The sequence below is a fragment of the Pseudomonas sp. AC172 genome (genome assembly GCF_979258595.1).
Map to the genome: position 1 here is coordinate 3,505,105 of NZ_OZ409868.1, position 19,606 is coordinate 3,524,710.

A 19,606-nucleotide genomic window follows, 5' to 3' on the forward strand; every position below is an offset into this window, starting at 1 on the left:
AATTTTGCATCCCATATTTTGGGATTCAACCTGCAAACCGCGTACAGAGTTTTCCTGCAACATCAACGCGCATCGACAGCACCGCGCCATCCAATGGATGGTTGTGCGGGCTTTTGGCGCTGGTGATGAACAGGGTTTTCAGGTCTTCACCGCCGAATACACAACTGGTCGGGCGGCTGACGGGCAGGTCGATTTTGCGCTCGACCTTGCCATCAGGCGTCAGCCGCAGCAGACAACTGCCGTCCCAACGGGCATTCCACACGAATCCTTCGGCATCCATCGCCGAGCCGTCCGGGCCGCCCTGCTGATCGGGGCCGTACCAGACTTGTGCAGCATCAAGGTTGCCGTCGGTGTGAATGAAATAGCGATGGAGCGTGCTGTCCATGCTGTCGCCGAACAGCAGCGTGGTGCCGTCGTCACTCCACAGCAAGGTATTGGGAATTCCCAGATTGCGCAGTAAGGGTGTGACGCGTTTATCCGGATCGATCCGGAACAGGCCGCCGGAGCGACGGGTGATCGGCAGGTCTTCGCCGTTCTCGCCGATGTTGTTTTGCATGGTGCCGAGCCACAGTCGACCTTGGCCATCGCAGCGCGCTTCGTTAGGGCGATTGCCCGGTTGCGGATCGGCGACGCAGAACAGCGTCAGACTCGGCTCGAGCCCCGGGGAATCGAGATCAAGGCGGTAGACGCCGCTGCTCAGGGTCACCAAGGCGTCGCCGCTGGCGCAGGGGATGAACGCGGAGACGTGCTCGGGCATTTGCCAGATCTGCACGTTCTGGCCGATCAGGCGTAGGGCCTGTTTGCCAGCGATGTCTACCCAGTACAGCGCCTGGGTCGGCGCGTCCCAGAATGGGCCTTCACCCAGTTGGGCGCGGTGTTGGGTCAGGGCGGTCCACGGCATATCAACTCCTCGGATCTTGTTGTTATTTAATGTGGGAGCGAGCCTGCTCGCGAAAGCGTCGTGTCAGTCGATGCATGAGGCGCCTGATGCAACGCCTTCGCGAGCAGGCTCGCTCCCACAGGGGATATCGGTGTATTCAGCTGGCCTTTTTGTCGGCCATGACTTTCGGGTAAAAGCGTTTGATCGCCAGATCGGCGTTATCAATCAGCGTCATGCACGCCCACACGCCCCGCGCGGAATCGCGCGCGGCGATGGCGTCGGCCATGTCTTTGTGGATCGGCAAGGTACGGCGCAGTTCATCCGGATCGGCCGCCGAAACCTCAAATGACACCGCGAGCAACGCGCCGAGCGCCGGAACCATTTGTTCGATGAATTGATTGTGGCTGGCGGCGAGGATGCATTCGTGGAAGACCTGATCGGCGCGGTTGTAATCGATGCCGCTGTCGACCGCACGCTCAAGGGCGTTGTAGGCCAGTTGCACCGCTTCGATCTGTTCCAGGGTCGCCCGCTCGCAGGCCCAGCGTACGGCCATGGGTTCTATGGTGCGGCGCAGGTCGAGCAAGTCATCGACGAAGTTTTCCGGCAGGCCATTACGTGACAGCCAACCGACGACCTGCGGATCGAACAGGTTCCAGCGCCGCACCGGCAATACGCGGGTGCCGACTTTCGGTCCGACTTCGAGCATGCCTTTGGCAACGAGGGTTTTGATCGCTTCGCGGATGACCGTGCGGCTGACGCCGAGCTGTTCGCCGAGATCGGCCTCGACTTTGATCGTCTGCCCGGGTTTGACCTGGCCAGCGGCGATCCAGCTGCCCAGCCAGTCAACGGTCGACGCATGAAAGCTGCTGGACATGAACACCTCAAAGCGGATCGCGATGGGTGATCAAGCTAATCATCATACGATTAACAGTCAATCAGGATTTTTCAGGCAATTCACAAAACCACTGTGGGAGCGAGCTTGCTCGCGAAAGCGGTGTATCAGTCCCCTTTAACATTGACTGACAGTCCGCCTTCGCGAGCAAGCTCGCTCCCACAGTGGTTGGTATTCAGGGTTCGAGGCCGATGCGGAAGAACTCACCGCCGCTCCACACACCGAGCCAGCGCTGCCCGTCGATTTCGCGGCTGACCGCCAGTTCCACCAGTTGATAGAACACATTGCGATGAATCAGCGCTTCAAGATTGGTGCGGATATGCACGTAGGGCGCGGGTTCTTGCGTCGTCGGATCAATCTCGACGCGGATCGGATGCTCAGGCCCGGCCTCGGCGGTTTCATCAACGTTGGTGGTGAAGCGCAACAGCTGCGCCTCCCCCTCGCCTTCAACCTCGACCGCAATCGCCACGAACGGCGCATCATCCACCTTGATCCCGACCTTCTCGACCGGGGTGATCAGGAAGTAGTCATCGCCATCGCGGCGCATGATCGTCGAGAACAGCTTGACCATCGGCTTGCGCCCGATCGGCGTGCCCAGGTAATACCAGGTGCCGTCGCGGGCGATGCGCATGTCGATATCGCCGCAGAAGTCCGGGTTCCACAAGTGCACCGGCGGCAGGCCTTTGGTTTTGGGGATCTGTCCCAACAGGTCATTGGCTTTTTGCGGGCCACTCATGGCGTTCTCCTTGAATTATTGGTCGCCGACTCCCAACAGGCTGCGCGCGTACTGTGCCAGCGGCGGGCCGATCAGGTCTTCGGGCTTGCTGTCGTGGAACGTCAGTAAACCGCCACGACTCTTGATCCGTGCAGTATCAATCAAATACTGGGTGCTGGTCTCGATCAACATGATCTGAATCACGCCACCGTCGATGCCGAGGCGATCTACCGCTTCTTCATCGAGCCACTCGTCTGAGTTGCCGATGCGGTCGTCAGCCTTGGCGAAACGCGTGTACAGCAGATAGTGCGCGCCGGCATCGCGAGCTTCGCCCATGGCCTGATCGAGACCTTCCGGAGCACGGGCGCGGCGGACCATCGGGAAGTATTCGACGAAGCCTTTGAAGGCTTCTTCGGCCACGACGTTGGGGCGCGGGTAGGAACCACCCGGCGGTGCGAACGCGCCCTGAGCGATGTAGATGAACGAGTCCGGCTGAATGCGGAAATTGTTCACGCGACGGCTGTCGCTGTGATCCAGCAAGCCCGCGTCGCTCATCTGATAGCGAGTGCCTTCGGCCATATCGCTGACAGTCATACAGCCGCCAAGCGCCAAAACGGCCAGCAGCAAAACCAGGCTACGCATCCTATTCCTCCAGAGGCCGGTGACGGAAAACCGGCGAATGGCCGTTGGATGCAGCTTTTGCGCCAGCTCGGGAAATTCGTTGATTGCCGGATCGTATTCGCGAGCAGGCTCGCTCCCACAGATTGCGAAAACCCTGTGGGAGCGAGCCTGCTCGCGAAAAAGAGAATCAGCCGCCGATAATCTTCATGACGGTAGCACCGCCAGAGAACGCCACTTCCTGCTTGTCGCCCAACGCTTTGACCAGCAAACGCTGCAGAGCCGGCAGTGCCTGATGGCGCGGCTTGTCGAGCAGATCGCCGACATAGTGGCGGTTGCTCGACGACAGGCAGCCATGCAGCCAACCGGTCGACGACAAGCGCAAGCGCGAGCAGGTCCGGCAAAACGGCACGCTTTCGTTGGCGATCACGCCAAAGTTGCCCACGCCGGGAATCGCGTAACGCACAGCGGTGGCGTCTACGGGCGCATCGGTTTGTGCGTACTCATAACGCTCGCCGATCAGCTCCAACAGTTGTTGCAGACTCACAAACTGTTGCAGGAAAGCATTATTGTCCTTAGCCAGGTGGCCCATACGCATCAACTCGATGAAGCGCAGTTCGTATCCGCGCTCCAGACAGTAATCCAACAGTGGCATGACTTGATCAAGGTTCTGCCCGCGCAATGGCACCATATTGACCTTGATCTTCATCCCCGCCGCTGCGGCCTGGTCCATGCCATCGAGCACAGTGGCCAGATCGCCGCCACGGGCGATGCTGCGGAACGCGCTGGCATCGAGGGTATCGAGGGACACGTTGATGCGACGCAGACCAGCATCCAACAGCAGCGGGAGTTTTTTCGCGAGGAGTTGGCCGTTGGTCGTCAGACTGATGTCTTCCAGGCCCATCTTGCCGACAGCGGTCATGAACGATTCGAGCTTGGGGCTGACCAGCGGCTCGCCGCCAGTGATGCGCAGACGCTCGATGCCGGCGGCTTCGATCAGATACGCCACGCCGCGGGCCATGGCTTCAGCCGACAGTTCATCCTGCGCAGCCACCAGCCGCTTGCCGTTAGGCACGCAGTAGGTACACGCGTAATTGCAGGCTGAGGTCAGGCTGATCCGCAAATTGCGAAAACGCCTGCCTTGTCGGTCAACGATCATGATCACTCCGGCGAAAGAATTTCGAGCCGCTAAAACTTGACTCACAAATCAAGTTTTAGCAAGCCCTATGCCTGAGTATATTCCTGCGGTACTGCGTCATGTAGCTAAATCATGGCGCAATAAGGCAGCTGAATGGCTCAGCTGCTCGGCGTTTCCGGATCGCGCTTGCGCTTGTTGCCCATGCGCACGCCGATGTCCATCAAGAACTGGAAGAAACCTTCCTGATCTTCCAGCACATTGCTCCAGAACGGCGAGTGATACAGCGCGACGGCGCCGTGCACCAGCGCCCAGGATGCGCAGTAATGGAAGTACGGCGGTACGTCTTCAAGCTTGCCTTCGCTGATGCGGCCCTTGATCAGCAGGGTCAGGCGTTCGAAGTTCGAGGCACGGATCTTATGCAGCTCCTCGACCATTTCCGGCACCTGATTGCCTTTAACGACCTTCTCTTCGAGACGGTCGAACAGGCGATAGCGCTGCGGGTCGCGCATGCGGAATTCGAAGTAGGCGCGGGACAGCGCTTCCTTGTCCTTGTCGACATCGGCCGAATGCAGCAGCTCGTTCAAATCGCGCTCGTAATCGAGCATCAGGCGCAGATAGATCTCGGCCTTGGATTTGAAGTGCTTGTAGATCGTGCCTTTGCCGATACCCACGGCATCAGCAATCATCTCGACGGTGACACTGTCTTCACCTTGTTCGAGGAACAGCTTGAGCGCGGTATCGAGAATTTCTTGCTCGCGGCGACGAAACTCACGGACCTTACGAGGTTCTTTGTGCATAAGAAAAGGTCTGAAGGGTCAAAATTCGAAGCCGCGTATTATGCCTAACTTGCGCAAAAATGCACGGATCATCCGACCATATCTGTGTTTCTTGTTCATTTTGAGAACGTTTTGGGCGCAATGAGAACTCAACTGAAGCGAACGTATTCCAAATTTGTTTAAAAACCCCGACCGGCTAACTGGACTGCACGCCAGACTGATCAATACTTGAACTGTCGGGCGACATCTCCCCCAAGTGTCGCGCCGGTAAAGGTACCAAGGGACCGCGTGCCTTTGTTTTACTCCTAATGGTCTTAACCCGGATTCACCCCCCAGAACCCGGGTTTTTTTTGCCTGCGATTTGGCTACCGCTTACAGGGCAGATTTAACACTGGCCAGCGGGAACAGACGCTTGAAATTCTCGGTGGTCTGCTCGGCAAAACGCTCGTAGCTTTCCCCGCGCAGCATCGCCAGGAACTCCGCTACTTCGCGCACGTACTGCGGCAGGTTCGGCTTGCCGCGATAAGGGATCGGCGCCAGATACGGTGAATCGGTTTCCACCAGCAAGCGATCCGCCGGAACCTTGCTCGCGACATCGCGCAACGCATCGGCATTGCGGAACGTGACGATGCCCGACAGGGAGATGTAATAACCCATGTCCAGCGCGGCTTTGGCCATGTCCCAGTCTTCGGTGAAGCAATGCAGTACACCGGCCTGCGGCAGTGCCGCTTCGCGCAGCAACTCAAGGGTATCGGCACGGGCGCCACGGGTGTGGATGATCACCGGTTTGCCGGTCTGCTGCGCCGCTTGCAGGTGCAGACGGAATGATTCCTGCTGCAGTTCGGCGGCTTCCGGCTCGTAGTGATAATCCAGACCGGTTTCACCGATCGCCACCACTTTCGGGTGATTGAGCTCGTGCAACAGCCAGTCTAGCGCAGGCGCCGCGCCGGGTTGCACATCGAGCGGATGCACGCCGACCGAGCAATCAACGTCTTCGTAACGCTCAGCCAGCGCTTTGACGTCGGCGGCGTTGTCGGCACTCACGCCGATGCACAGAAAGTGCCCTACCCCGCGCTGTCGGGCTGCATCAAGTGCGGCATCCAGCGACCCGTCATGGGCAGCGAGGTCGAGACGATCAAGGTGACAATGGGAATCTACGAGCATAAAAAGACGGCTACTTACATCGTATGAGTGGGACGGTCGGATTTAAGCGCTCCGGCCAGGTGGGTTTCGATGCGACTGCGCGCGGTGTTGTCGCCGTCATTGAACTGCACGCCGACACCGGCAGCGCGATTGCCTTGCGCCCCTTTGGGGGTGATCCAGGCGACCTTGCCGGCCACCGGAATCTTCTCGGCCTCGTCCATCAGGTTGAGCAGCATGAACACCTCATCGCCCAACCTGTAACTCTTGTTGGTCGGGATGAACAAGCCACCGTTCTTGATGAACGGCATGTAAGCGGCGTAGAGCACCGACTTGTCCTTGATGGTCAGGGACAAAATGCCGTTGCGCGGCCCAGGGCTGACGGGTTCATTCATGTTGACCTCCACTGCTGATGTTCAGAGTCTAGGTACACATTCTTATCTTTGACCAGGCAATCCCGCCCATTGCACCAACAACGCTTCCAGCAGCAAGGCCGGGTTGAGGTTGGCCTTGCTCAGGACTTTCTGGCGCTGGGCGAGAATCCAGTCCTGAATCTCGAGGACTTTGCCTTGCGCACTTTTCTGCGCCAGGTACTGCACGACTTTACGCATGTCGGTCAGACCGAGACCCGCTTCATCCTGAGTCAGTTGATAACGCAGGATCAGACACGACCAATCACAGAACCAGTCGAACAGACGCAGCATCGGAATACTTTTCCACTCCTCGGCCAATTGCGTCGGCGATTGCTGCTGTTTGAGCAACTTTTTCACGCCTTCCACCACCTGCGCTCGTTGCTCGCGCACGCCCTGCGATTGAAGACTGACCGCCATCAGCGGCGATCCGGCGGCCAGCGTCAGCAATTCGACACGTTCTTCTTCGGAGCAATCCGGCAGCGCCTGGGCCAGCCATTGCAGGCTCATTGCCTCGCCCGGCAGCGGACAGGCCTGCTGCACGCAACGGCTCTTGATCGTTGGCAGCAAGCGGCTGGTCTGGTGGCTGACCAACAGCAAAACCGTGTCGCCGGACGGCTCTTCAAGGCTTTTCAGCAAGGCGTTGGCGGCGTTGATGTTCATCGACTCGACCGGCTCGATCAGCACCACCTTGCGCCCGCCGAGCTGCGCGGTCTGCACCACGAAACTGACCAGATCACGCACCTGATCGATCTTGATTGCCTTGTCGGCTTCTTCCGGTTCGAGGATGTAATTATCAGGATGGCTGCCAGCCTTGAGCAGCAGGCAGGATTTGCACTCGCCGCAGGCTTCCGGCGTCGGCCGCTGGCACAACAGGCTCGCCATCAGGCGTTCGGCCAACGCGCGTTTGCCGATACCGGCGGGCCCATGCAGCAGATAGGCGTGCGCGTGCTGCTTACGCCCGGCCAGTTGCTGCCAGAGGCTGTCCTGCCACGGGTAGGCCTCAGCCACGGGCCAGCTCCAGCAAGTTCGGAATCAGGGTATCCAGCGATTGTTGAACCTTGACCAGTGGCTGACCGGCATCGATGCGCACGTAACGCGCAGGATCGGCTTCGGCGCGTTTGAGGAACGCGCTGCGCACGGCTTCGAAAAACGCCCGGCCTTCCAGTTCAAAACGATCCAGACGACCACGGGCACTGGCGCGGGCCAGACCGATCTCCACCGGCAGATCAAAAATCAGTGTCAGATCCGGGCGCAGATCGCCTTGCACAAAGGTTTCCAGCGCGGCGATGCGCTCCAGCGACAGACCGCGACCGCCGCCCTGATAGGCGTAAGTGGAATCAGTAAAGCGATCACACAGCACCACCGCACCTCGGGCCATGGCCGGACGAATCACCTCTGCCAGATGCTGGGCACGCGCAGCAAAGACCAGCAACAGCTCGGCGTCCGGATTCATGACTTCGTCGGCCGGCGCCAGCAGCACCTCGCGGATCCGCTCGGCCAGCGGCGTACCACCGGGCTCGCGGGTCAGCACCACTTCGATACCGGCGGCGCGCAGGCGCTCGGCGAGGTATTCGCGGTTAGTGCTTTTACCAGCGCCTTCAGGGCCTTCAAGGGTAATAAACAAGCCAGTCACAGGCAGTCCTTAATCAACGTCATTGCGTATTTTGTGGCGCGGCGGCCTCTGGAGTCGGCGCTGGCTCCTGTGGTGCAACTTGTGGCATCGACTCCGGCGCTGTATCCGGAGAGGCCGCAGGAATCGCATCCTCGGCAGCGGGAGCCACTTCAGGCGTTGTCGCCGGCGCAGGGCTGGAGCGGTAATCCGCACGGCGCTTGAGCTGATACTCACGCACCGCATTGTTGTGCGCATCGAGATCGTCAGAGAACACATGACTGCCGTCACCACGCGCAACAAAGTACAGGCTGGTGCCGTCCACCGGGTTCAATGCCGCGTGAATTGCTTCGCGGCCAACCATCGCGATCGGCGTCGGCGGCAAGCCGGGGATCACGTAAGTGTTATACGCCGTCGGCTCTTTCAGATGTGCACGGGTCAACTTGCCGGTGTAGCGATCGCCCAGACCATAGATGACGGTCGGATCGGTTTGCAGCTGCATGCCCAGGGCCATGCGACGCACGAAGACACCGGCAATCTGCCCACGCTCCTGCGGCACGCCGGTTTCCTTCTCGACCAGCGAAGCCATGATCAGTGCCTGATACGGTTCGGTATACGGCACATCGGCAGAACGACTCTCCCACTCCTTGGCCAATACTTCGTCGAGACGATCAAAAGCCTTTTTCAGCAGTTCGGCATCGGACATGCCGCGCACGAAGCGGTAGGTATCCGGGAAGAACCGCCCTTCCGGGAACAGCCCTTTATGACCAATCTTCGCCATGACATCGCTGTCGCTCAAACCGCCCAGGGTCTGTTCGATCTTTTCATCTTTGGCCAACGCGGCGCGCACTTGATGGAAATTCCAGCCCTCGACCAGCGTCAGGCTGTACTGCACCACATCACCACGCTTCCACAAGTCGATCAGACCGTTGACGGTCATGCCCGGCTGCATGCGGTATTCACCGCTGTGGATCGGTGTACCGGCAAGGTTGAAGCGCCAATAAACCCGCAACCAAAACGCATCCTTGATGACGCCATCGGTTTCGAGTCCAAGGAAAGTGCGGGTCGGTGTAGAGCCTTTCGGCACATCCAGCAGTTCTTCCTGCGTGATGTTCAGAGGCTGTTCCAGTGCAGAGTGAATCTTCCAGGCGCTGGCGCCCATCAACAGCCCTGCCAGAACCAGTCCGGTTTCCAGCAGCAGCAAAAGTTTACGTCTCACAAATCAGGCATCCAGTAGGGCGCGGGCAATGGTTTGCAGTTTACGGGTGAGCGGGCCAACCGGCCAGCTCAGTGCAGCACAGGCACGTACCGGCCAGACGCCATACACGCTGTTGCAGACAAACACTTCATCAGCCCATTGCAGCTGTTCGAGGCTGATGTCGGCGATTTGCGTGGGGATGGCCAAAGTCTCGGCCTGAAACAATATTTCGGCACGCATCACACCGGCGACGCCGCAGCGCTTCAGATCCGGTGTTATCAGCACACCGTCGCGCACGATGAACAGGTTGCTGAACACCCCTTCAATGACGCGACCGACCTGATCGAGCATCAAGCCCTCGGCGTGCACGCTGTCCTGCCATTCGGCGCGGGCGAGAACTTGCTCCAGTCGATTGAGATGTTTGAGTCCAGCGAGAAGCGGCTGTTTGGACAGTCGCGTATTGCACGGAAACAGGCGAACGCCCTGTTCCGCATGAACAGCGGGATAAGCCGCCGCAGGATTGCCCTGCAGAATGCGCCGGCCCGGCGCTGCGGGATCTGGCGCATAACCGCGCAAGCCGTCGCCACGGGTGAGAATGAGCTTGAGCACGCCCTCGACCATCGCTGCCGAGTAACTCAGCAGCTCGCGGCGAATCAGCTCGATATCCGACGCGATGGCCAGACGCGAGCAGCCATCGGCCAATCGCGTCAGGTGCCGATCCAGCAGGATCGGCTGGCCTCGGTGCACAGCGATGGTCTCGAACAGACCATCGCCGTAAGCCAGGCCGCGATCTTTCAGCGACAGACTGTCAGCCGGTTGACCGTCGACCCAGCAGTCCATCAGCCTGCAAACCGGCGGAATGCCAGAGTGCCGTTGGTGCCGCCAAACCCGAAGGAGTTGGACAGCACGACATCGATGTCCATGTTGCGCGCGGTGTGCGCCACGAAATCGAGGTCGCAGCCTTCGTCCGGTTCTTCGAGGTTGATGGTCGGCGGGGCAACCTGGCTGTTGATCGCCAGCACGCTGAAGATCGCCTCGACCGCACCCGCCGCACCTAACAGGTGACCGGTCATCGACTTGGTCGAGCTGACCGCCAGTTTGTAAGCGTGATCACCGAACACGGTTTTGATCGCATTGGCTTCAGCGAGGTCGCCGGCCGGCGTCGAGGTACCGTGGGCATTGATGTACTGCACTTGATCGATGTTGATCTTCGCATCGCGCAGCGCGTTGGTGATGCAGCGTGCAGCACCAGCGCCGTCGGCAGGTGGCGAGGTCATGTGGAACGCATCGCCACTGGTGCCAAAACCGATCAACTCGGCGTAGATGGTCGCGCCGCGTGCCTTGGCGTGTTCCAGCTCTTCAAGAACCAGTGCACCGGCACCGTCGGACAATACAAAGCCATCACGGCCCTTGTCCCATGGACGGCTGGCGCGAGTCGGCTCGTCGTTGCGCGTCGACAGCGCACGGGACGCACCGAAGCCGCCCATGCCCAGACCACACGCGGCCATTTCGGCACCGCCGGCAATCATCACGTCGGCTTCGTCGTACATGATGTTGCGCGCCGCCATGCCGATGCAGTGCGTACCGGTGGTGCACGCGGTGGCGATGGCGTAGTTAGGTCCCTGTGCACCCAGGTGGATGGACAGGAAACCGGAAATCATATTGATGATCGAGCCTGGCACGAAGAATGGCGAGATTCGACGCGGACCCGTCTCATGCAGAGTACGGCTGGTTTCTTCGATGTTGGTCAGACCGCCGATCCCCGAACCCATGGCCACGCCAATGCGTTCACGGTTGGCATCGGTGACTTCCAGACCGGCGTTGCGTACGGCTTGAAAGCCTGCGGCGAGGCCGTACTGAATGAACAGGTCGAGCTTGCGCGCTTCCTTGACCGACAGGTATTCCTCGACATTGAAGCCCTTTACCGAGCCGCCAAAGCGGGTGGAATAGGCAGAAAGGTCGGTGTGTTCGATCAGACCAATGCCACTGCGGCCAGCCAGAATGCCCTGCCAACTGCTCGGCACATCCGTGCCCAGTGGCGACAACATACCCATACCGGTGACTACGACGCGTCTACGCGACACAGCACTCTCCTTTTTTCAAATGACGACGACTTTGCATCAGGCCTAAAGAAAAAACCGCACGCCATGATGGCAGTGCGGTTTTTCCATGACAGCAAACAACGATTACAAGCTATTACGCCTGATGGTTGGTAACGTAATCGATTGCAGCTTGTACAGTAGTGATCTTCTCAGCTTCTTCGTCAGGGATTTCGGTCTCGAATTCCTCTTCCAGAGCCATCACCAGCTCAACGGTGTCAAGGGAGTCGGCACCCAGGTCTTCTACGAAGGAAGCGGTGTTGACCACTTCTTCTTCTTTAACACCCAGTTGCTCGGCAACGATTTTCTTGACGCGCTCTTCGATGGTGCTCATACCTTGTTTTCACTCCTAATGGACAAATTCAGGCAGCTGGCCAGTGGGTAAGTGTATAGAAAGACTTTTCAGTTTTTCAACTGAAAGCTTCACTCCTCAAACCCTGCAGCCCTCTGCCTATAAATAGATTGCAGCTTTATAACGGATTTTAGACAGCTCGTATGACATTTTTTTGAAGCAATCCGTCACATTTTACTTACATGTACATCCCACCGTTCACCGGGATTGTAGCCCCAGTGACGTATGCCGCACCGTCGGATGCAAGAAAAGCGACCACAGACGCGATCTCTTGAGCTTGTCCCAGACGACCCAGCGGAATCTGCGTCTGCAAGGCTTCACGCTGTGCTTCAGGCAGCTCGCGCGTCATATCGGTGTCGATAAACCCTGGGGTTACCGAGTTGACCGTAATCGAACGCGAACCGACTTCACGCGCCATCGCACGGCTGAAACCTTCCAGACCGGCCTTGGCGGCTGCATAGTTTACTTGGCCTGCGTTGCCCATGGCACCCACCACCGAGCCAATACTGATAATTCGACCCCAGCGAGCCTTGGTCATGCCGCGCAGAACGCCCTTGGACAGGCGGAATAGACTGTTCAAGTTGGTATCGATCACGTCGTACCACTCATCGTCTTTCATGCGCATCATCAGGTTATCGCGGGTGATGCCGGCATTATTGACCAGGATCGCCACTGGCGCACCGAACTGCTCCTGAATGCTTGCCAGCACAGCGCTGACCGACTCATCGCTGGTTACGTTCAGCTCAAGGCCAGTGCCCTGAATACCGTTTTCCTTCAGGGTCGCAGCAATGCGCTCGGCGCCCGAGGCGGAGGTCGCGGTGCCAACAACGATGGCGCCCTGACGACCCAGTTCCAGCGCGATGGCCTGGCCAATGCCGCGGCTTGCACCGGTGACCAGTGCAACTTTACCTTGCAGACTCATGCAAGTTTCTCCTGATTCAGGCTTGCGCTGCGCGAGCGGCAGCGAAAGCGTCTGGGGTATTGAGGTTGGATGTCGTCACGCCTTCGGCGCAACGCTTGTTCAGACCAGCCAGGACTTTGCCCGGGCCGCATTCGACCAGATTGGTCGCGCCCTTGGCGGCCAGAGTCTGTACCGACTCGACCCAGCGCACTGGCTTGTACAATTGTTCGAGCAGATCACGCTTGAGGGTTTCCAGATCGACCGGCACTTGCGCGCTGACGTTCTGTACGACCGGGATCTGCGGCGCCTGCCAGTCGATGGCGGCAATGGATTCGGCGAAGCGCTCGGCGGCCGGGCGCATCAGTTCGCAGTGCGATGGCACACTCACTGGCAGCGGCATGGCGCGCTTGGCACCACGGGCCTTGCAACCTTCAATGGCGCGCTCAACGGCAGCCTTGGCACCGGCAATGACCACCTGGCCCGGCGAGTTGAAGTTGACGGCGCTGACCACTTCGCCTTGCGCAGCTTCGGCGCAGGCAGCCAGTACATCAGCGTCTTCCAGACCGAGAATGGCAGCCATGCCGCCCTGCCCGGCCGGCACCGCTTCCTGCATCAGTTGACCGCGACGCTCAACGAGCTTCACCGCATCAGCCAGTGTCAGGCTGCCGGCAGCGACCAGCGCGCTGTACTCACCCAGGCTGTGACCGGCAACGAATGCCGGATGCGCACCACCTTCCGCCAGCCACAGACGCCACAGGGCGATCGAAGCGGTCAGAATGGCCGGTTGGGTTTTATCGGTTTGATTGAGCAGTTCTTCCGGGCCCTGCTGGGTCAGTGCCCACAGGTCATACCCCAGAGCCTCAGAGGCTTCTTTGAATGTTTCGAGGATCAACGGATATTCCGCGCCCAGCTCGGCCAGCATGCCGAGGGACTGCGAACCTTGTCCTGGAAAGACGAATGCGAGGGAAGCAGACATGTAACAAGCCCCTAATGATCTTGTCGTCGGAAAATGACGCCCCGCTTGGGGACGCAAGAAACTGACAGTTGGATGGCCCTTTGAACCGGGCGGTCACATTTAAGCATTGTCCGACGAAAACGCCTAAGACAACAGATCCTCCAGACGACCGTGAAGGCGCTCGGGAAGATTCTCCTGAATCTCGATCAGCGCGCGGGAAATTGCACTCTGAAAGCCTTGAACCCCGGCCGAACCGTGACTTTTCACCACGATGCCCTGCAAGCCGAGAAAGCTTGCGCCGTTATGTCGCGCCGGTGCCAGATCGGCCTGTAAACGCTTCATCAGCGGTAACGCCATAGCCCCCACTGCACGGGAGACCAGATTCTTTTTGAACAGCGCTTCGATGCGCGCAGCAATCATCGTCGCCAGGCCTTCGCTGGACTTGAGCAGGATATTGCCGACGAAACCATCACACACCACGACATCCGCCTCACCGCGATACAAGCCGTCACCTTCGATAAAGCCGATGTAATTGATGCCATGGGCAGCCTGCAACAGCGTCGCAGCGAGTTTGACCTGCTGATTGCCCTTGATGTCTTCGGTGCCGATGTTCAGCAGCGCAACGCGCGGGCGATGGATGCCCAGCGTCTGCGCCGCCACCGAACCCATCACCGCAAACTGCAGCAAATGCTCGGCACTGCAATCGACGTTGGCGCCCAGATCGAGCAACTGGCAATAGCCCTTCTGCGTCGGAATCGCGGCAACCATCGCCGGGCGATCAATACCCGGCAACGTCTTCAGCACGAATCGCGAGAGCGCCATCAACGCCCCGGTATTGCCAGCACTGACACAGGCCTGAGCCTTGCCATCACGTACCAGTTCAAGGGCGACACGCATCGACGAGTCCGGCTTGCTACGCAAAGCCTGAGTCGGTTTTTCGTCCATGGTGATGACTTCGCTGGCCGCAACAATCGTCAGGCGCGCGCGATCGGCAGCCGATTGGCCGTGGATCAATTCTTCAAGAAGGGAGGGTTGACCGACGAGGATCAGGTGCAGCGAGGGCGTAGCAGAAAGGCAAGCAAGGCTGGCCTGAACAATGCTGCGGGGACCGAAGTCCCCGCCCATTGCGTCAATCGCGATGACTTGAGCGGACAAGTGATTACTCGTCAGCGCCCTTGTCGATCACTTTACGGCCACGGTATACGCCTTCTGGCGATACGTGGTGACGCAGGTGAACTTCACCAGTGGTTTTTTCTACAGACAGAGTGCTAGCCTCGAGAGCGTCGTGCGAACGGCGCATGTCACGGGCAGAGCGGGATTTTTTGTTCTGCTGAACAGCCATAATTGATTAACTCCTAAACGTTTGGGTCACGCTTTAACTGCGCCAATACACTGAACGGGTTGGACCGCGTTGACTCGTCCTCGCTCGGTTCGGGCTCATCGAGACCCGCCGGCTGCTGGCATTCTTCCGGATGATGAGCAGGCACAATGGGCAAGGCGAGCAAAAGCTCCTCCTCGATCAGTGACTGCAGATCCAATGGATCTTCGCCCAGTTCCAGCACGTCATAACCTTTCGGCAACGACTGGGTATTCGCACCCTCTTTCACCACAGCATAACTGCATTCGCTGTGGATCGGCAGGGTGACCAGCTCAAGACAACGCTGGCAAACCATTTTGACCTCGGTGTCGATAAAGCTGTGAATTACCACAGATTTACGTTCATCTCGTTCAAAAACGAATTTCGCCTGCACCGTACCGACATTGTCGGAAAGCGGGTCGCAGAGTCTCTCCAAATCGGCCAGCAGCATTTCACCTTGAAGGGTGGTGCCACGGTCAGCCAATTTGCGCGGGTCAACGTGAGGTGGAATCGGGTCATTCAACATAGGCGCAGCATTATAGGGATGCACCCACCCATGTCAAAGGAAATTGTGCCCTGTCCGTCACTTGCGTGCCTCAGCTAGAATTCGCACCTGCCTCAGGAGACGCGAATGCTGCCTTTATTACTCGCTTCAAGCTCGACCTATCGTCGCGAATTGCTTGCCCGCCTGCACCTGCCGTTCGTCTGCAGCTCGCCGAATATCGATGAAAGCCACCGTCCGGGCGAGTCGGCGATCGAACTGGTCAAACGCCTCGCCGAACAAAAAGCCCGGGCATTGGCCGACAGCCACCCCACTCATCTGATTATCGGTTCGGACCAGGTCGCTGTGCTCGGCGAGCAGATTATCGGCAAGCCTCACACCTTCGAGAACGCCCGCGAGCAATTGATGGCTGCCAGCGGCGCCAGCGTGACCTTTCTGACCGGCCTGGCGCTGCTCAACAGCCAGACTGGCCAGTGCCAGATCGACTGCGTGCCGTTCACCGTACACATGCGCCAACTCGATCAGGCGCGCGTCGAGCGCTACCTGCGCATCGAGCAGCCGTATGACTGCGCAGGCAGCTTCAAGGCTGAAGGGCTGGGTGTGAGCCTGTTTCAATCCACCGAAGGCCCTGATGCCACCAGCCTGATCGGCCTGCCGCTGATTCGCCTGATCGACATGCTACTGGTTGAAGGCGTGCAGATTCCCTGACCCACAAAAAAACCGGCCATCAAGGCCGGTTTTTTCATGCGGCGAGCGCTTAACGCAACGAAGGACCGTGAAAACCCATCCACATCGCCAACTGCTCAGCCACGCTGGCACCGAGCTTCTTCGAGAAGCGATCGAACGGCGACTCCTGAACAGTGAAGTCGACCAGCTCTTTCTCGCCAATCACATCCCGCGCCACCGAACTGGCATTACCCAGACCATCAATCAAGCCCAGCGGCAGCGCCTGCTCGCCCGACCAGACCAGCCCGGAGAACAACTCCGGATGCTCTTTGTCCTTCAAGCGATCGCCACGCCCCTGCTTGACGCTGTTGATGAACTGCTTGTGCGTCGTATCCAGCACACTCTGCCAGAAGGCCGTCTCTTCAGGCTTCTGCGGCTGGAACGGATCGAGGAACGACTTGTGCTCACCCGAGGTGTAGGTGCGACGCTCGACACCCAGCTTCTCCATGGTGCCGACAAAACCGTAACCGGCCGCCGTCACTCCAATGGAGCCAACCAGACTCGCCTTGTCGGCGTAGATCTGATCCGCCGCGCTGGCGATGTAATAAGCACCGGACGCGCCCAGATCGGAAATCACGGCATACACCTTGATCTCCGGATGCAGGCCGCGCAGACGCTTGATCTCGTCATACACATAACCCGACTGCACCGGACTGCCGCCAGGACTGTTGATCCGCAGGATCACACCCTTGACCTTCTTGTCCTCGAACGCCGCCCGCAGGCTGCCGACGATGTTATCGGCACTGGCCGGTTCCTTGTCGGCGATCATGCCGGTGACATCGATCAACGCGGTGTAATTAGGCCCGCGCGTGGCGCTCTTTTCCATGTCCATCAACGGCGTGAACAAAATCAGCGCCACAAACAGATAAACAAAGGTCAGCAGCTTGAAGAAAATCCCCCAGCGGCGCGAACGACGCTGTTCCTGCACGCCGGCGAGCAGCGTTTTCTCCAACAGCTTCCAGCTTTTCTGATCACCGTCGTCGGCACTTGCCTTGGCCGGTGCTTTCCATTCGTCGGTCATGCCATCCACCCCAGCAAAAACGTATTAAGCCTGCTGCGCCAGCCAGGCATGCAATTCACAAAAACGGTCGATCGACAGACGTGGCTCGAACTGTTGCAGCGATTCAATCGATTGCGCGCCATAACTGACGGCCACCGAATCCATCCCCGCATTACGCGCCATCAGCAGATCGAAGGACGAATCGCCGACCATCAGCGCTTGCTCCGGGCGCACACCACAATGCGCAAGGATCTGCTCCAGCATCAGAGGGTGTGGCTTGCTGGCAGTTTCATCGGCAGCGCGGGTGATATCGAAATACGCTTCCCAGCCATTGGCCTTGAGCACCCGATCCAGCCCGCGACGATTCTTGCCGGTGGCGACAGCCAGGTGATAACCCTGCTCACGAAATGACGCCATCGACTCGACAACACCTTCGAACAACGGCGAAGGTACGGCCTCTGCAGCGATGTAGTGATCGGCGTAATACTCGCGAAACAGGGTCATTTCGGCATCGCTGATCTCGGGATACAGCGTGCGAATCGCCTCGGGCAAGCCCAGACCGATAATGCCTTTGACGGCAAAGTCATCGCGCAACTCGAAACCGGAGCGCCCGGACGCCGAGTGCATCGCCTCGACAATCCGATGAATGGAGTCGGCCAGCGTGCCGTCCCAGTCGAAAATCAGCAGCTTGTAATCAGATGGGCGCACTCAATCGCTCCACGGTCTTGGCCCACATTTCATCGACCGGCGCCTGCAGGGTCAGCTTGCCGCCATCGGGCAGCGGCACGGTCAGCATGTAGGCGTGCAGGAACAGACGCTTACCGCCCAGATCGCGGATTTCCTTAGTGAAATCCTCATCGCCGTACTTGCTGTCGCCAGCAATGCAGTGGCCAGCATGCAAGGTGTGCACGCGAATCTGGTGGGTGCGACCGGTCACCGGTTTGGCCTCGACCATGGTGGCGAAATCACCAAAGCGGCGCAGCACTTTGAACAGGGTCAGGGCTTCTTTGCCTTCGTCGTTGACTTCAACCATACGCTCGCCGGAACGCAAATTGCTCTTGAGCAATGGCGCACTGACTTTCTTGATCGAGGTCGCCCAGTTGCCGCGAACCAGCGCCATGTAGCGCTTGTCGACGCCATCGCCGCGCAATTGCTCATGCAAGTGACGCAACATGCTGCGCTTTTTCGCGATCATCAGCAGGCCGGAGGTGTCACGGTCGAGACGGTGAACCAATTCCAGTTCTTTGGCATCAGGACGCAACTGACGAAAGGCTTCGATCACGCCGAAGTTCAAGCCACTGCCGCCGTGAACCGCAATGCCGGCGGGCTTGTTGATCACAATCAGGGCTTTGTCTTCGAAGACAATCGAGGCTTCCAGGCGCTGCAACAGGCCTTGGGCCAGTGGCACCGGCTCGTCACGCTCAGGCACGCGAACTGGCGGCACGCGTACGATATCGCCAGCCTGCAGCTTGTATTCGGGCTTGATCCGACCTTTGTTCACACGCACTTCGCCTTTGCGCAAAATGCGGTAAATCAAGGTCTTGGGCACGCCTTTGAGCCGGGCGAGGAGGAAATTGTCGATTCGTTGGCCGGCATACTCCGGCGAGACTTCAAGCAATTGAACGCCTGGAGTCGAAGGGGCAGTAGTTGTCATGCCGCGGATGATAACAATTTTTATGGAATTGAAGCACTTAATCATTGCTGCTATAGTCGCGAACGCCGCCAAAAGCGGCCTGGACAGAGGAACCACGGTCAAAAACCGGCCCTGACCAACGCAATTCACCAGGACGCGAGGCCGTCCTACGGGGCTTTCGCTACGTAACGGTGGAGTTTTCAGTTGTAACGAGCGCAGGTGACATGAGGCCTGAATTACACCGCCGAGCAGAGTTTTTACTCGCCTGGCAGGCACACATTCAAGGCCAGTTCACAAAGTGCAGTCAGCTGCAGATGACCCCGAGCGAATGCTTCGGAAACAACGCCTGAATTAGCCATGATGCGTGACCTCCCCTTTCGGAGTTCACGGTAAATGCCAACCCGCTGCGGATTCTGCGCGCGGCAGCACCCGAATTATCAGGGATACGTGTAGGGTGGAGATGCACAACCGCTGGACTGTGTAGCAATAGGCTTTATCAAGACGCTTCATCTCGTCCACAGCCGCTGGTTGATTCCTCCTCCTGACTGAGTGCTTAAGTAGCCACAGCAAGCAGGACGCGTACGTCGCTATATCGGCCCAATTGGCCGCATATCGCTGGACACGGGAATGGCCAACCACTCCCGACGCACCTGACACCGACCGTGAGAAGTCGTGTGTGCCGAACGCCGTTTCCGGCAGCCC

At 58.8% G+C, this 19,606-nt stretch carries 23 protein-coding genes; 1 reads left to right on the top strand and 22 read right to left on the bottom strand.

Features of this window, described 5'->3' with window-relative positions; translation table 11 throughout:
• Positions 1-25: 25 nt before the first annotated feature.
• The 19 genes from ACZ0A4_RS15735 to ACZ0A4_RS15825 all read right to left on the bottom strand — a co-directional run bounded on the left by ACZ0A4_RS15735 (position 26) and on the right by ACZ0A4_RS15825 (position 15,569).
• Positions 26-901, bottom strand: coding sequence for an SMP-30/gluconolactonase/LRE family protein (locus tag ACZ0A4_RS15735; RefSeq protein WP_463575491.1), 876 nt, complete (start codon positions 899-901; stop codon positions 26-28).
• A gap of 136 nt (positions 902-1,037) precedes the next feature.
• The gene (locus ACZ0A4_RS15740) at positions 1,038-1,754 is read right to left on the bottom strand and encodes a FadR/GntR family transcriptional regulator (RefSeq protein ID WP_127929329.1); all 717 of its coding nucleotides are present in this window, start codon (positions 1,752-1,754) and stop codon (positions 1,038-1,040) included.
• Positions 1,755-1,947: 193 nt separating this feature from the next.
• Positions 1,948-2,508: a DUF1285 domain-containing protein gene (locus ACZ0A4_RS15745; RefSeq protein ID WP_463575492.1), complete on the bottom strand. Its 561-nt coding sequence runs from the start codon at positions 2,506-2,508 to the stop codon at positions 1,948-1,950.
• A 15-nt stretch (positions 2,509-2,523) separates the two neighbouring features.
• On the bottom strand, positions 2,524-3,129 hold the full coding sequence (locus ACZ0A4_RS15750; protein WP_007908280.1) for a DUF4823 domain-containing protein: 606 nt from the start codon (positions 3,127-3,129) through the stop codon (positions 2,524-2,526).
• A gap of 166 nt (positions 3,130-3,295) precedes the next feature.
• Positions 3,296-4,264: a GTP 3',8-cyclase MoaA gene (locus ACZ0A4_RS15755; protein WP_463575494.1), complete on the bottom strand. Its 969-nt coding sequence runs from the start codon at positions 4,262-4,264 to the stop codon at positions 3,296-3,298.
• A gap of 137 nt (positions 4,265-4,401) precedes the next feature.
• Positions 4,402-5,040 carry a TetR/AcrR family transcriptional regulator gene (locus ACZ0A4_RS15760; protein ID WP_007950805.1) on the bottom strand — a complete coding sequence of 213 codons (639 nt, stop codon included), beginning with the start codon at positions 5,038-5,040 and terminating at the stop codon, positions 4,402-4,404.
• A gap of 351 nt (positions 5,041-5,391) precedes the next feature.
• Positions 5,392-6,183 (bottom strand): TatD family hydrolase, encoded by a 792-nt coding sequence (locus ACZ0A4_RS15765; protein ID WP_463575496.1) that lies wholly within the window; start codon positions 6,181-6,183, stop codon positions 5,392-5,394.
• Between the two features lie 14 nt (positions 6,184-6,197).
• Positions 6,198-6,554 (bottom strand): PilZ domain-containing protein, encoded by a 357-nt coding sequence (locus tag ACZ0A4_RS15770; RefSeq protein ID WP_007908272.1) that lies wholly within the window; start codon positions 6,552-6,554, stop codon positions 6,198-6,200.
• 42 nt (positions 6,555-6,596) lie between these two features.
• Positions 6,597-7,580, bottom strand: coding sequence for a DNA polymerase III subunit delta' (locus tag ACZ0A4_RS15775; protein ID WP_463575498.1), 984 nt, complete (start codon positions 7,578-7,580; stop codon positions 6,597-6,599).
• Positions 7,573-8,205, bottom strand: coding sequence for a dTMP kinase (tmk, locus tag ACZ0A4_RS15780; RefSeq protein ID WP_116030449.1), 633 nt, complete (start codon positions 8,203-8,205; stop codon positions 7,573-7,575). The genes ACZ0A4_RS15775 and tmk overlap by 8 nt, the downstream gene beginning before the upstream one ends.
• A gap of 19 nt (positions 8,206-8,224) precedes the next feature.
• Positions 8,225-9,400 (bottom strand): endolytic transglycosylase MltG, encoded by a 1,176-nt coding sequence (mltG, locus tag ACZ0A4_RS15785; protein WP_463575499.1) that lies wholly within the window; start codon positions 9,398-9,400, stop codon positions 8,225-8,227.
• 3 nt (positions 9,401-9,403) lie between these two features.
• On the bottom strand, positions 9,404-10,219 hold the full coding sequence (pabC, locus tag ACZ0A4_RS15790; protein ID WP_463575500.1) for an aminodeoxychorismate lyase: 816 nt from the start codon (positions 10,217-10,219) through the stop codon (positions 9,404-9,406).
• Complete coding sequence (fabF, locus tag ACZ0A4_RS15795; RefSeq protein WP_141127011.1) at positions 10,219-11,463, bottom strand: beta-ketoacyl-ACP synthase II; 1,245 nt, start codon at positions 11,461-11,463, stop codon at positions 10,219-10,221. Before fabF ends, pabC begins: the two co-directional genes overlap by 1 nt.
• 112 nt (positions 11,464-11,575) lie before the next feature.
• Positions 11,576-11,812 carry an acyl carrier protein gene (gene acpP, locus ACZ0A4_RS15800; protein WP_003442511.1) on the bottom strand — a complete coding sequence of 79 codons (237 nt, stop codon included), beginning with the start codon at positions 11,810-11,812 and terminating at the stop codon, positions 11,576-11,578.
• Positions 11,813-12,008: 196 nt separating this feature from the next.
• Positions 12,009-12,752 (bottom strand): 3-oxoacyl-ACP reductase FabG, encoded by a 744-nt coding sequence (gene fabG / locus ACZ0A4_RS15805; RefSeq protein WP_008086267.1) that lies wholly within the window; start codon positions 12,750-12,752, stop codon positions 12,009-12,011.
• 16 nt (positions 12,753-12,768) lie between these two features.
• Positions 12,769-13,707, bottom strand: a complete 939-nt coding sequence (gene fabD / locus ACZ0A4_RS15810; RefSeq protein ID WP_463575501.1) for an ACP S-malonyltransferase — start codon at positions 13,705-13,707, stop codon at positions 12,769-12,771.
• Positions 13,708-13,830: 123 nt separating this feature from the next.
• A complete protein-coding gene (gene plsX / locus ACZ0A4_RS15815) occupies positions 13,831-14,841 on the bottom strand; it encodes a phosphate acyltransferase PlsX (RefSeq protein ID WP_463575503.1) in 1,011 nt (336 codons plus the stop codon).
• 4 nt (positions 14,842-14,845) lie between these two features.
• Positions 14,846-15,028, bottom strand: a complete 183-nt coding sequence (rpmF, locus tag ACZ0A4_RS15820; protein WP_003179396.1) for a 50S ribosomal protein L32 — start codon at positions 15,026-15,028, stop codon at positions 14,846-14,848.
• A 13-nt stretch (positions 15,029-15,041) separates the two neighbouring features.
• Positions 15,042-15,569: a YceD family protein gene (locus tag ACZ0A4_RS15825; RefSeq protein WP_007908248.1), complete on the bottom strand. Its 528-nt coding sequence runs from the start codon at positions 15,567-15,569 to the stop codon at positions 15,042-15,044.
• Between the two features lie 105 nt (positions 15,570-15,674).
• Between ACZ0A4_RS15825 and ACZ0A4_RS15830 the strand changes: the two genes are divergently transcribed.
• On the top strand, positions 15,675-16,253 hold the full coding sequence (locus tag ACZ0A4_RS15830; protein ID WP_463575505.1) for a Maf family protein: 579 nt from the start codon (positions 15,675-15,677) through the stop codon (positions 16,251-16,253).
• A 49-nt stretch (positions 16,254-16,302) separates the two neighbouring features.
• On the opposite strand, the gene sppA is transcribed toward ACZ0A4_RS15830, so the two are convergent.
• Genes sppA through rluC form a run of 3 tightly spaced genes read right to left on the bottom strand, consistent with a single transcriptional unit; the run spans position 16,303 to position 18,925 of the window.
• Positions 16,303-17,292, bottom strand: a complete 990-nt coding sequence (sppA, locus tag ACZ0A4_RS15835; protein ID WP_463575506.1) for a signal peptide peptidase SppA — start codon at positions 17,290-17,292, stop codon at positions 16,303-16,305.
• Between the two features lie 24 nt (positions 17,293-17,316).
• Entirely contained in the window at positions 17,317-17,979 is a 663-nt protein-coding gene (locus tag ACZ0A4_RS15840; RefSeq protein WP_463575507.1) for an HAD-IA family hydrolase, read from the bottom strand.
• Positions 17,966-18,925, bottom strand: coding sequence for a 23S rRNA pseudouridine(955/2504/2580) synthase RluC (rluC, locus tag ACZ0A4_RS15845; protein ID WP_102900029.1), 960 nt, complete (start codon positions 18,923-18,925; stop codon positions 17,966-17,968). Before rluC ends, ACZ0A4_RS15840 begins: the two co-directional genes overlap by 14 nt.
• Between the last annotated feature and the right edge of the window lie 681 nt (positions 18,926-19,606).